This is a genomic window from Anaerococcus degeneri (assembly GCF_017874475.1).
Lineage (GTDB): Bacteria > Bacillota > Clostridia > Tissierellales > Peptoniphilaceae > Anaerococcus > Anaerococcus degeneri.
Genome location: NZ_JAGGLO010000001.1, coordinates 44506 through 57240, shown reverse-complemented (window position 1 = coordinate 57240; position 12735 = coordinate 44506). Strand labels below are relative to the sequence as shown.

At 37.1% G+C, this 12735-nt stretch carries 13 protein-coding genes; 2 read left to right on the top strand and 11 right to left on the bottom strand.

All coding sequences use genetic code 11. From position 1 onward, the window contains the following. Nucleotides 1–25: 25 nt before the first annotated feature. From J2Z38_RS00270 to J2Z38_RS00235, 8 genes are all read right to left on the bottom strand, one after another. The gene (locus tag J2Z38_RS00270; RefSeq protein WP_209771011.1) at nt 26–988 is read right to left on the bottom strand and encodes a D-2-hydroxyacid dehydrogenase; all 963 of its coding nucleotides are present in this window, start codon (nt 986–988) and stop codon (nt 26–28) included. Beyond that, nucleotides 966–1805, bottom strand: coding sequence for a PHP domain-containing protein (locus J2Z38_RS00265; RefSeq protein WP_209771009.1), 840 nt, complete (start codon nt 1803–1805; stop codon nt 966–968). Before J2Z38_RS00265 ends, J2Z38_RS00270 begins: the two co-directional genes overlap by 23 nt. A gap of 71 nt (nt 1806–1876) precedes the next feature. Further along, nucleotides 1877–2116: a Veg family protein gene (locus J2Z38_RS00260; RefSeq protein WP_209771007.1), complete on the bottom strand. Its 240-nt coding sequence runs from the start codon at nt 2114–2116 to the stop codon at nt 1877–1879. 148 nt (nt 2117–2264) lie between these two features. Next, nucleotides 2265–3653: an aminopeptidase gene (locus tag J2Z38_RS00255; RefSeq protein ID WP_209771005.1), complete on the bottom strand. Its 1389-nt coding sequence runs from the start codon at nt 3651–3653 to the stop codon at nt 2265–2267. A gap of 194 nt (nt 3654–3847) precedes the next feature. Beyond that, on the bottom strand, nt 3848–4414 hold the full coding sequence (locus J2Z38_RS00250) for a hypothetical protein (protein WP_225304660.1): 567 nt from the start codon (nt 4412–4414) through the stop codon (nt 3848–3850). Nucleotides 4415–4576: 162 nt separating this feature from the next. Then, on the bottom strand, nt 4577–6424 hold the full coding sequence (gene htpG, locus J2Z38_RS00245; protein ID WP_209771003.1) for a molecular chaperone HtpG: 1848 nt from the start codon (nt 6422–6424) through the stop codon (nt 4577–4579). 91 nt (nt 6425–6515) lie between these two features. Continuing rightward, entirely contained in the window at nt 6516–7166 is a 651-nt protein-coding gene (trhA, locus tag J2Z38_RS00240; RefSeq protein ID WP_209771002.1) for a PAQR family membrane homeostasis protein TrhA, read from the bottom strand. Beyond that, entirely contained in the window at nt 7153–7485 is a 333-nt protein-coding gene (locus J2Z38_RS00235) for a hypothetical protein (protein ID WP_209770998.1), read from the bottom strand. The genes trhA and J2Z38_RS00235 overlap by 14 nt, the downstream gene beginning before the upstream one ends. An 82-nt stretch (nt 7486–7567) precedes the next feature. On the opposite strand from J2Z38_RS00235, the gene J2Z38_RS00230 reads away from it, so the two are divergent. After that, entirely contained in the window at nt 7568–7777 is a 210-nt protein-coding gene (locus tag J2Z38_RS00230; RefSeq protein ID WP_209770995.1) for a DUF1858 domain-containing protein, read from the top strand. A gap of 55 nt (nt 7778–7832) precedes the next feature. Here the strand turns inward: J2Z38_RS00230 and J2Z38_RS00225 are convergent, their stop codons facing one another. From J2Z38_RS00225 to J2Z38_RS00215, 3 genes are read right to left on the bottom strand one after another with little or no spacing between them, the layout of a single operon-like run. After that, nucleotides 7833–8348: an NUDIX hydrolase gene (locus tag J2Z38_RS00225; RefSeq protein ID WP_209770991.1), complete on the bottom strand. Its 516-nt coding sequence runs from the start codon at nt 8346–8348 to the stop codon at nt 7833–7835. A gap of 45 nt (nt 8349–8393) precedes the next feature. Then, nucleotides 8394–10037: a putative manganese-dependent inorganic diphosphatase gene (locus J2Z38_RS00220; RefSeq protein WP_209770988.1), complete on the bottom strand. Its 1644-nt coding sequence runs from the start codon at nt 10035–10037 to the stop codon at nt 8394–8396. Between the two features lie 12 nt (nt 10038–10049). Then, nucleotides 10050–11297 carry a hemolysin family protein gene (locus tag J2Z38_RS00215; RefSeq protein ID WP_209770986.1) on the bottom strand — a complete coding sequence of 416 codons (1248 nt, stop codon included), beginning with the start codon at nt 11295–11297 and terminating at the stop codon, nt 10050–10052. A gap of 130 nt (nt 11298–11427) precedes the next feature. Between J2Z38_RS00215 and J2Z38_RS00210 the strand changes: the two genes are divergently transcribed. Then, nucleotides 11428–12732, top strand: a complete 1305-nt coding sequence (locus J2Z38_RS00210) for an NCS2 family permease (protein WP_209770984.1) — start codon at nt 11428–11430, stop codon at nt 12730–12732. Nucleotides 12733–12735 lie beyond the last annotated feature (3 nt).

Below are 12735 nucleotides of genomic sequence, written 5' to 3'. Positions count from 1 at the left end.
GATTTTTTTATCTTTCATTTTTTCCCTAATCTTGCCTATTTTTTCTTTGACCATTTTCAAAGGCTAGGATATTGTCAATGGCAATTCCTAAAAGCCTTTCCCTCGTTTCAACAGGTCCCCATCCCATGTGTGGGGTTAGGATTATATTTTCATAGGTCAAAAGTGGGTTGTCATCGTTAATTGGTTCGGTTTTATTTACGTCAAGGCCTGCTGCAAAAATTTTTCCAGAATCAAGGCCAGCCATCAGAGCTTTTTCGTCAATCAAACCGCCCCTGGCTGTATTTATTATAATAACCCCATCTTTCATCTTTGATATTGCTTCTTCGTTTATAATGTTTTCAGTTTCCTTGGTCAATGGTAGGTGGAGGTCTATTATATCAGCTTTGGCGTAGATTTCATCAAGACTCATGTATTTTACATAGGCCTTGGCTTCCTCATTCTCAGTGCGATTGTAGGCCAAAACTTCCATGCCCATGGCCTTATAAATTTTTGCCGCTGCAAGGCCAATCTTTCCAAGACCCAAAAGTCCGACGGTTTTCCCATACAATTCTATGAGGGGATAGTCACCAAAATACCAAAAACCAGCCTTTTTCCAGCGACCAGATTTAACTTCCCTGTCATGGTGGCCAACTCTCGTTGTGATTTCAAGCAAGAGTGCTAAAGAGAATTGAGCCACAGCCTCAGTCCCGTAGGCTGGAACATTAGTCACTGCAATTTTCAAATCTTTGGCGGCCTTGGTGTCGATATTATCAAAACCAGTTGATAAGACCCCTATATATTTCAAATTTGGAAGATTTGCCATTATTTCCCTAGTAATCTTCACATAGCAAACAAGCAAAATCTCCGCATCCTTGGCTCTTTTTATGATTTCTGCCTTATCATTTGGACATTCTTTATAGACTGTAAGATTTCCTAGTTTTTCTAATTCTTTAAAAGAAATATCCCCTGGATTTAGGGGTTTAGAGTCAAGAATTACAATATTTTTCATAAAAACCCTCCTCTAGGTTTTTAAATTCATCTTCGTTTAGGCCATAATCGCCAAGTTCAAAACGGCCTAGCCTGTGAAAATCAGAACCTCCTGACATTAAAAGATCAAGTTTATCTGCAAAGTCTCTTGCCCTTTCAAAATCTCCGCCCTTCATCCTGGAGTGGTTGATTTCTATGGCTCTAAGTCCCATTTCCTTGTATTTTTCAATCTCATCCCAGTTGTCATACTCCTGAGGATGGGCAAGGATTGATAGGCCACCGTCTGCATTTACAGCCTCTATGGCATCTTTTACAGGAATATAGCCCATGATCCTGGCAAGGTCGTCGGTGGTTTTTTCGTGAAAAATATCCTTAAAACCGACTCCTTCCATCCTTTCTGGATATTTTGCCTTCATGGCCCAAAAAATATCTGACTTATATATTATCGAATTTTTTGCAAAAGTTTTTAGATAGGCGTAATCCAGTTCAAAACCATCTTCCACAAGCTTTGGCAAAAGAGAAAGGTGGTAGGCTTCTCTTTTTTTGTTGGTAATAGCATTTAGTTTATCAATTTCTGGTGTTTTTTCAGGCAAAAATAAGCCTACGATGTGGACTTTTTTATGAGAATCAAAGTCATAGGCAGATATTTCAAGTCCCTTGATTAGCCTAATATCAAAGTCTTTGCCTATTTCCTTTATTTTTTCAAAATGATCTGCCCTGTCGTGGTCGGTTATAGCCATGGTTTTGATTCCTGCCCTCACAGCCATTTCTATTACTTCTTTTATATCATAGTCACCATCAGAATATGATGTGTGCATGTGTAAATCTGCGTATTTCATATTACCTCTCAATATTTATAATCTATATATATGAACAAAAAAAGGGACTGTTTTTTAACAGCCCCGTATTTTTATTTGTTTGGAGTCAATTTTACTGCTGATGTTAAAATATCTGAATATGTGTAAGATATTGTTCTTTCAACATCAAAGTCATTGTTGACCTTAACTGTAAACACACTTGGAAATGCACTTACAATGACACCTGTCTTAGTTTTTACTCTCTTCCTGCCCATATCGGCCTTAAGGATTACTTCCTTACCAACCGAATTTTCTACTTCTTTTCTAATATCGTGAACTGATCTTTGTGCCATTTAATCATCCTTCCATTTGATACTTGTATCATTATACTTCCAGATGATGCTTTAGTCAAGAAAAACTATTATTATACACTAGCTAAAACGAATGTCAAATATTTTTCAAAGTTTTTTAATTCCTAGTAAATGCGTAGAAATCAATAACTTAAATGTGTTTAAAGAATCCTAAATATGCCTTGTAGGTTTGGTAGAGGTCGGCTTTTGAAATTAATTCTAGAGGTGCGTGCATGGATACCACTGGAGTACCGCAGTCAACTACAGACATACCGTATTCTGCAAGGATATAGGCGATTGTGCCACCGCCACCTTGGTCTATTTTGCCAAGTTCACCTGTTTGCCAAATTGCGTTTTCTTTTGCAAAGGCAAGCCTTACTTCAGATAAATATTCGCCGTCAGCATCGTTTGAGCCGCCCTTGCCACGTGAACCTGTATATTTTGTTAGGGCCACACCATGGCCAAGCTTAGCTGTATTCATTGGTTCTGTTGCGTCAAGATAGCCAGGATCTTCTGCAAGGGTTACGTCTGCAGAAAGGACCTTAGAAGATCTCAAAGCTCTCTTTAGGCTAACAATATTGCCCTTTCCTTGACCTTCTAATATTTCAAGGACCATATCTTCGAAAAATTGGCTGGTCATGCCTGTTGCACCAACAGATCCGATTTCTTCCTTGTCAACATATAGGCCAACTAGGGTTTTTTCTGGTGTATTTTCTCCTGCTTCAAGGATTGCCTTAAGGGAAGCAAAAGAACATACCTTATCGTCGTGGCCATAAGCCATAATCATTGACCTATCAAAACCAACGTCACGCGCCTTAGTCGCTGGAACTACGTTTAATTCTGCCACCATAAAGTCATCTTCTTCAAGACCATAGGTTTCCTTTAGGTATTTTAAAACATTTTTCTTGATAGGATTTTCTTTTTCATCCTTAAGAGGAATTGATCCTACCATGATGTTGAGTTTCTCACCTTCTATTACTTCGCCCGCCTTCTTTTGGTTAAGGTCAGCTGATAAGTGGACTAGAAGTTCAGAGATGAAAAATACTGGGTCATCTTCCTTTTCACCTATTGATATTTCAACTTTTGTACCGTCTTTTTTAAAGGCTACGCCAACTAGACTAAGTGGAATATTTGTCCATTGGTATTTTTTGATACCGCCATAATAGTGGGTTTTTAAATAAGCTGCGTGACTTTCTTCAAAAAGTGGAACTGGCTTAAGGTCAAGCCTTGGGCTATCTAAATGGGAACCAACAATAGTCATACCTTCTTCAAGGTCCTTAGATCCAAGGACAAATAAAGCCACAGCCTTATTCCTATTAATAGCATAGGCCTTAGCCCCTGGCTTTACTTCGCCAGCTCCTATGAGGTCATCAAGTGGCCTAAAACCAGCCTCTTCCGCTCTTTTAATAATTTCCTTAACAGCCATTCTTTCTGTCTTAGACTTATCCATAAAGTCAAGATAATCCTTAGAAAAAACGTCCAAATCTTTAAGCTCTGCCTCAGTCAATTCAAGCCAGGCAGATTTTCTAATATCTTCCATACTTCCTCCAATAAAAAGGGAAATCTTCCCTCGATGTTTTTATACAATTACTATACTTGTTTATAGGTGATTTTTAATAGAAAAAAATCGAATAAATGATAAGATTTATCTCTTTAGCTCAAAATTGGAAGATTTATGTCAATAAAAAAGGCAAGCAGTTTTTATTCTCCGCTCGCCTTTTTTGCAAAAATTTCCTAATACGTTACTTTTATTTTCAAGAGATAATCCTCTTTTTTATCCTTAAATAACTTATCCACTTCATCTACATTTGCCCACTTTAATAAAATTTCTGAAGTTTCTCCACTTGCAAGGTTAAGCACAAATTTTTGCACAGCAGCAGAAGGACCCTCGACCATATTTTCATCTTTTATTGGAAAATCAATCCTACTATAAGAAACTAAATTCATATATTCATTTTCATCAAGGGACCAATAATTAATAGGAAGATATTGGGGAAGTGTAATTTCAACAATATCCCTATCCCCATCCATATTAATTTCAATTTCAGAATCCCTATGTGATTCTCCTACCAGTTCTAGAGGATAGGTTTTGTCGTTGATCATTACAAGATTATTTTTGGGATACCCTTTATCATCCAAAGGAAATTCCATTTCTTTGTTCTCTGACACAGGCTCTTTGCTACAACTTGTCAGTAAAAACATAACAGAAAGCAAAAAGGAACCGATCAAAATAGTCAAAACTTTCTTAAAACTCAAAGACTTAGAACAATTCATAAAACCCCACCTTTCTTTATTTTTCAATCCCCAAGACTTTACAATATTGTTATCAGCTTTAGGCTCAAAATAGTTTTCTTGTCCATATTTTTATACCCAAATTAAAATACGTCCAATCCCTCATACTGATAATTTTATAAAAAAAGAGAAAGCACAGATTTTTCCGTACTTTCCTTTTATAATCATTTATTAAATTAACTTCCAAATATTTTTAGCATATGCCACTGGGTCTTCAATTTCTAGGCCTTCTATGAGTCTGGCTTGGTCTAGTAAAAGTCTTGCTATCATTTTTGCCTTGTCTTTGTCATCCTTGTAGGCTTTTTCTAAGAGGTCGTAGGCCTTAGTTTTTGTGGAGATTTCTAAGACTTTCTCTGCCTTGATGCCGAAGGCGTTTGGTTGGTTTTTGAGGGTCTTTTCCATCTCTATTGAGACTTCTCCTCTTTCCTTGATTAGGGATGGGACGTCTTCTAATTTGTCAGTGAAGGTCACATCTACCACGTCTTCTGGCATGACTTCTTTGATAAAGGATATGATTTCGTTATCCTCTTTGTTTTCATCATCGGATGTTTCTTCTGCTGTGATTGATTTAAATTTAAGTCCTTCGTATTCGCCTAGCATCTTGATTAAAAATTCGTCAAGGGTCTTATCTAATAATAGAACGTCTTTGTCTTCATCTATCATTTTAAGGGCTGGGGAAGATTTGATTTTTTCAATGGATTCACCTGTGCCGTAGTAGATGAATTCGGCTGTTGTTGGGGCAGATTCCTTGTATTCTTTTAGGCTTATTAGCTTATCTTCCTTTCTAGAATAGAAAAGTAAGAGGTCTTGTAAGTCTTCCTTATTTGCTCCATATGATTCGTAAATTGAAACCTTGATAGAGTCGGCAAATTCTTTGTAGAATTTTTCGTAGTCTTCCCTTTTTTTCTCCATCATTTCTTTAAGGTGGGCGTTGATTTTCTTGTTGATTTGCTTTGAAATTACCCTTAATTGCCTATTTTGTTGGAGGGTTTCCCTTGAAATATTTAGGGTAAGGTCGTCAGATTCTACCACACCTTTTACAAAAGAATAGGCATCGTCAAGGATCTCATCGCAGGAATCCATGATTTTAACCCCGTGTGAGTAAAGCTCAAGGCCGATTTGCCTGTCTTTTGAATAATAATCGAAAGGTGCCTTTTCTGGAATATATAAGAGTGCCCTAAATTCAACCAAGCCTTCTGCCTTGAAATGTACCCATGAGAGAGGTTTATCAAAACCAAAATGACTTTCTTGGTAGAAATTTATATAATCTTCGTCTGTGAGGTTCTTTTTGTCTTCCTTCCAGATTGGTTTGTCAGAATTGAGGACGGTCATATCCCTGTAGTCTTCGTATTCTGGCTTATCTTCAGGTGAACCTTCCTTAATTCTTGTCTTGGTGATTTCCATCTTGATTGGATATCTGATATAGTTTGAATACTTACGGATAAGACCTCTAATTGTGTTTTGATCTAAATAAATATCGTAATTTTCATCTTCTGTATTTTCTCTCAAATGAAGAATTACATCAGTACCAGGGCTTGCCTTGGATGCTTCCTTGATAGTAAAACCGTCTGCATCTTCGCTTTCCCAGATATAGGCCTTTTTAGACCCGTGTTTTTTGGATAAAACCTCGATTTTTTCTGCAACCATAAAGGCAGAATAAAAACCAACACCAAATTGGCCGATTAGGTCCTTGATATCTGATGAGTCAACAGTTTTCCTAAAGACTTCTGTTCCGGATTTGGCAATGGTGCCGAGGTTTGTGGCAAGGTCTTCCTCATCCATTCCAATACCTGTATCCCTGATTGTAAGAGTCCTTTCTTCCTTATTTGGGATAATTTCTATAAAATAATTGTCCTTATTTGTAGTTGTATCAGACTTTAAATCTTCATAATATAACTTATCTAAGGCATCAGATGCGTTTGATATAAGCTCTCTTAAAAATATTTCCTTGTTGGTATAAATTGAATGGATCATAAGATCCATGACTTTTTTGGCTTCCGCCTTAAATTCTTGTTTCATATCTAATCCTCCTTGAGAATTTTTAATAAAATAAATTAGCAGTCTATGTGTTCGACTGCTAATATTATACTTATATTTACTTTTCTTGCAATTATCCCAGATATTTTATGTTTCCATAAAGCATGACAAAGGCTGCAAATAGGATAAAAATATGCCAGATGGCATGGTTGTAAGGTATTTTTTTGACCCCATAAAATACAGCCCCTATTGTGTAAAATAAGCCACCTAGAACTAGATACATGAGATAAGACATACCGATATACTTATAAATTTGATAAAGTAAAAGGACTGAAATCCAACCCATGGCCATATAAATTATCATGGAGGCCTTGCCTATCCTATCTTCCTTGCCGGTCGCAAAGGCAATTATATTCATAGAAATCCCTGTGATTGCCAAAATCCAAATTATTACAAAGATAATTATGGCAAAGGTTGATTTTAGGCCGATTAAGATTATCGGTGTGTAGGATCCAGCGATTGTAAGGTAGATTACTCCGTGGTCTATGGCCCTAAAAATCGTACGGGCGAGGGGATTTGTCATTGAATGGTAGAGGCTTGATGCTAAAAACATCAAGGCGATGGCAATAAAATATATAAGCCAGGCCATGAAGACCACTATATCCCCAGCTTTGTAGGTTGAAATTACAAGGGGTAGGAAAAATATTAGGCTTAGGATGAAACCCAAAAGGTGGGTTGATATATTTAAAAATTCTTCAGATTTAGAATATTTAATTATCCTCATTTCTAACCTCCCTAATTAGGTCAACGACTTCTTTTTGAAGTTTCAGTCTTTGATTGATTAGATTTTTCTTTTCCTTTTCTATCCTTTTATTTTCCTTTATTGTAAGTATAACAAGGCCAGCTAAATAGCCAACAAAGATAAGGGCTAGGCTCTGAGTTGTGGAAAGTTTTATAAGACTTGCGATTAAAAATCCTCCTAGACCAGTTGCAAAAGGCCCTACAAAGAGCCTCGCAAAGCTAGGCCTTGCTCCCTCGTTGATTTTGTTATTTATAGCTAAAAGTTCTTTTTGTTTTTCTTTTATTAATTCTTTCTTATCCATAATCCCTCCTATACCCTAGTATTTTACTTTGATTATTTCCCCTTTGGTAGTAAAATGTTTATATATGAAAAAGGGGGTTAATATGACCGAAAATACTCAAGACAAAGTAACTATCACACGTGATATGATAATAGGCGATATAATCCAAGCTAAACCTGAAGCTATCAACACTCTTATGATGAGTGGCATGGGCTGCATTGCTTGTCCAACTGCTCTTTATGAGTCCCTTGAAGAAGCTTGCATGGTTCACGGCATGGATCCAGATTATTTGCTTGAACAATTAAATGACTAAGATTTTAGTCTTTCAAAATCGTCCCGAGCTTAAAGCTTGCGGGCGGTTTTTTTGTTTAATATTCCATAAATTTCCTATCGTCATTGAGGTCAAAAAGTAAATCCAAATAGGATTTTTTATATTTTACGAATTTCCCCTTGGAAAGAAGGTCTAAAACCTCAGCACGACTTGCAAAACGTGCGTCCTTAACTTCTTCTTTTTGTAATTTTAAATCATTAATATTTATATTTTCCCTAAGAAGAAAAAAATCATCAAAACCCTGGTCGAAATTGGCAGTTAATATTGGCCTTATACTTGTAAAGTCAAAGTCAATTCCCAACTCTTCCCTTAGTTCCCTCCTTGCTCCCTCAAAGGAATCTTCACCAGCCTGGCAGGCTCCCCCACAAGTCAAATCCCAAAGTCCTCCCATTTTCTTAGACTCAGCCCTTTGTTGGATTAATAATTCTCCCTTGTCATTAAAAATTAGGATATGAACAATTAATCTTAGACCACCGTCAGGAATTTGTTCATGTCTTGGATAGGTTTTGCCTGTTCTTTTCCTGTATTTATCATAAATATCTAAAATTTCCATAAATTCTCCTAGCAAAAAAGCCTGCCACAAATGGCAAGCTTATTTTTATGCTTTTATAATTGCAGCTGTAAGCTTTGGTATTACTTGTTTTTTACGAGATAGAACTCCCTCGGCATTGATAGTACCGTTTGGAGTTAAGTCTCCAAATTCTTCCTTGATATCGTCGTAATATTCGCCAACAACAAGGAGTTCAGACCTTTGGTTAAAGATGTCTGTTAGGACAAGGACAAAGGTATCTTCGCCTCTTTCCTTGATTTTAGCTGCCATTTGCTTTTTAAGTTCGTCCATAATTGGCACTAGTTCTTCAGGATTCATAGTGAAAACTTGGCCAACTCTGACATTGGCATCACCGATTGTAAAGGTCTTGATATCACCTTCTATAAGGTCCTTGGCAGATTTTCCCTTAAGGGAAGTGCCTGCCCTAAACATCTTGTCGGCAAATTCTTCTGGGTTGATGCCTGCAATCTTGCTCATCCTATCAAGTATTCTCTTATCCGTGTCGGTTGTGGTTGGTGACCTAAATAATAAAGTATCGGAAATTATTGCCGCACAAAGTATGCCTGCAATCTCCCTTGATGGTCTAATGCCTGATTCTAGGTACATTTCGCTGATGATTGTGGCGGTTGATCCAACTGGTTCTGCCCTAAAAAATACAGGAGAAGTTGTGAGTATGTTTGCAACCCTGTGGTGGTCGATAATTTCTATAATTTCTGCTTCATCTATATCATCGATTGATTGGTTTCTCTCGTTGTGGTCAACAAGGATTAGTTTTTTCTTCTTTGATGAAATCAAATGGTACCTAGAAATTGAGCCTACGACCTTTTTGGTAGCGTCAACTACCGGATAGGACCTAAACCTAGATTTGGCCATGGCGTCTTTCACCACATCAAGGGTATCGTCAGTTTTAAAGTAAATTAAATTCTCAGTTGTCATTACCTGGCTAACTGGAATAGTCATTGGCAAAAGCCTTGAAGTCATAAAAGTGTTATATTCTGTAGAAATAACTGCCACCTTGTTTTCCTTAGCAATTTCAATCACATCATCACTGAGGCCTGTCCCATTTGTAAGAATCAAAAGTGAAATATTTTGCTTTAGGATAATGTCATAATCAGTCCTATTACCAGCTATAACTATGTCTCCCTCGGTGAAAATGTCTTTTAAATCTTCCTTGCTGCCACCCATGGCAAAGACCATCATCCTGCCAGGAAAGCTTGGGTCATCTTCCCCAAGATAAATAATTTTCGCTGCCAAAACATCAATAATATTGTCAATTGGAGTGTGGGCACGGCCTAAAATCCTATCGTCCCAAACATCCATGTATGATTTTGTAATATTTGAAAGTGAAGCAATACCAACAATTTCCCCGTCATTATCTACAACTGTTAGGGAATTTGTAGCTCCTTTTTGAAAGGTGTCCCAGGCCTTTCTGATTGGAATAGTAGGGTCGATGATTGTTCCCTTATCAAAAGATAAATCACCAACAGTAAGTTTCATAGATTCCTTGATTTCTGGTGGTTTTACCCCAAAATAATCGAGGACAAAACGGCTTTCTTGAGAAAGTTTTCCAAGTCTAATTGGGATAGCCTCATATTCTCCAAGCCTATTTTTTAAGTCAGCATAGGCAATGGCTGACATAATTGAGTCTGTATCTGGCTTTTTGTGGCCGGTTATATAAACTGTTTGTCTCATTTTTTCCCCCTTTTAAGAAAATTCTACCTTGAGCATTTCTAGTTTGTACCTATTTATCTGAACTACTGTAATTTTTATTCCATCTGCTTCAATAGCATCTCCAAGTTTTGGAATCCTACCAAGATTATCAATCAAAAATCCACCTATGGAGTCGTTTTTGATTTGAACTAGGTCTGTATCAAAGTAATCGTTAAAGTCATTTATGTGAATAGATGGGTTAACCAAATATTCCTTGTCATTAATCTTAAGAATTGATTCAAGGTGGGTGTCGTACTCGTCTTCAATCTCTCCTACAAGTTCTTCTACAATATCTTCTATGGTCACAATTCCAGATGTTCCCCCATATTCATCTATAACTATGGCAAGTGAAACATTTTCGCCCCTCATAGACTTAAAGAGGTCAAAGATGTGCATATTGTCATAAACATAAAAGGCAGGTCTTATCATCTCTTCGATATTAAGAGCCTTATCTTCTGCAATAAAAGCAACTATATCCTTCATGTGAAGGATACCGATGATATTATCAATGTACTTGCCATAAACAGGTATCCTTGAGTGTTTGCAATTTTTTAGGAAATCTTTAAGTTCCCTATCTTCCATATCGACAGCAATTGCTTCCATATTTGTTCTTGCAGTCATGATATCTTCAACGTCAGAGTCACCAAATTCAAAAACATTGTTTATAATCTCTGATTCTTGGTCATTTATGACCCCTTGTTCCTCAGAAACATCCACAATAGTCTTAAGGTCTTCTTCAGTCACCAAATCTCCCTTTTGGGTATTTTCCCCTATAAGAAGCCTGGTCAAAAAATTTGTAATAGCTTGGAGAAAAAAAGACATTGGTTTTAAGATAAAATCAAAAAACTTAATAGGTTTTGCAACCTTTAGGGCAACCTTTTCTGATGATGAAGAAGCTATATTTTTAGGTGTCACTTCGCCAAAAATTAAAATTGTAAGTGTTAGGACAATAGTTGAAATAATAGCACCTGATGGACCAAAAAGATCTGTAAAAAATATGGTCGCTATTGTTGTAGTTGCAATATTAACTATGTTATTTCCAATCAAAATTGTAGTTAAAACCTTGCCTATATTTTCAGTTAATTTTCTAACCAGGGAGGAATTTTCAACTCCATTTTCTTCCATTTGTCTAATTTTAAATACATTTAAAGATGTAAGGGCAGTTTCTGATGAGGAAAAAAAAGCACTTCCCATCACCCCTACTATAATAACAATAAGTTCAATCCAATTCGTCGTAGTCATTGTTCCTTCTTTCTAGATATGTAGTCTTATACCTATTATAGCGATTTTTTACGCAAAAATAAAGGATTTTGGTGATAATTTTAAATAAAAACATATAATAGACCTGTATCATAAATAAAAGGAGGCAAATATGGCAGAAGTTTCATTTTTCGAAAAAACTTTCAAGCTAAACAAACATGGTACTAATGTTAAGACAGAAATAATGGCAGGTATAACTACCTTTATGACAATGAGTTATATCCTTGCGGTAAATCCAGCTATCCTAAGCGAAGCAGGCATGGATTACGGTGCAGTTTTCTCAGCCACCATCGTCGCAAGTGTAATAGCCATGGTCCTAATGGCCTTTTATGCCAACCTACCTTTCGGTCTATCTGCTGGTATGGGGCTTAATGCTTTCTTCACCTATACAGTAGTCGGTCAAATGGGTCACTCTTGGCAGTTCGCCCTCACCGCAGTATTTTTAGAAGGAATTATTTTTATCTTACTATCTTTTGTGGGAGTCAGAGAGGCGATCTTTAATTCTATTCCAACCACACTTAAGAAAGCAGTGTCAGTAGGTATAGGCTTATTTATAGCTGAAATCGGTCTATTAAATGCAAACATCATCGTTAAGGCAGAACCAGCCCTAGCTTTAGGCAACCTAAAGAGTCTTGAGGCCCTAGTATTTTTCTTTGCCCTAGTAGTGATGATCGTGCTTACAGCCAGAGGAGTAAAGGGAGCCCTACTTTGGGGAATCTTGGTATCAACCGTCCTATCTCTAATCCTAGGCGTAACACATTTACCAGATACCAATATCGTAAGCTTACCACCATCAATCGCACCTGTAGCCTTTAAATTAGACTTTTCTAATATCTTCAGCTTGGAGATGTTTTCAGTCTTATTCTCATTTTTATTTGTAGATATCTTTGATACCCTAGGCACCCTAACAGGAGTTGCAACCAAGGCAAAGATGCTCGATGAAAATGGCAACCTACCAGAAGCAAGCAAGGCCCTAATGAGTGACGCAGTTGGAACAACTGTAGGCGCCCTACTTGGTACATCAACAATAACAACCTTCGTAGAATCTTCATCAGGTGTAGCAGAAGGCGGAAGAACAGGACTTACAGCTCTTGCAACAGCAGGATGCTTTGTAATAGCAGCATTCTTCTTCCCAATATTTTCAATAATACCTGCAGCAGCCACATCAGCAGCCCTAGTAACAGTAGGACTCTTCATGCTATCAACTGTTGTAGAAATCAACTTTGAAGATATCACTGAAGCCTTCCCAGCCTTCATGACAATCCTAATGATGCCACTAGCTTATTCAATAGCAGAAGGTATAGCCTTTGGAATGATGAGCTTTGCAGCCATCAAACTTTTAACAGGCAAGGGCAAGGAAGTAAGCTGGGTAATCTATGTTTTAGCAATAATTTTCTTAGTTAGGTATATTATTTAAAAA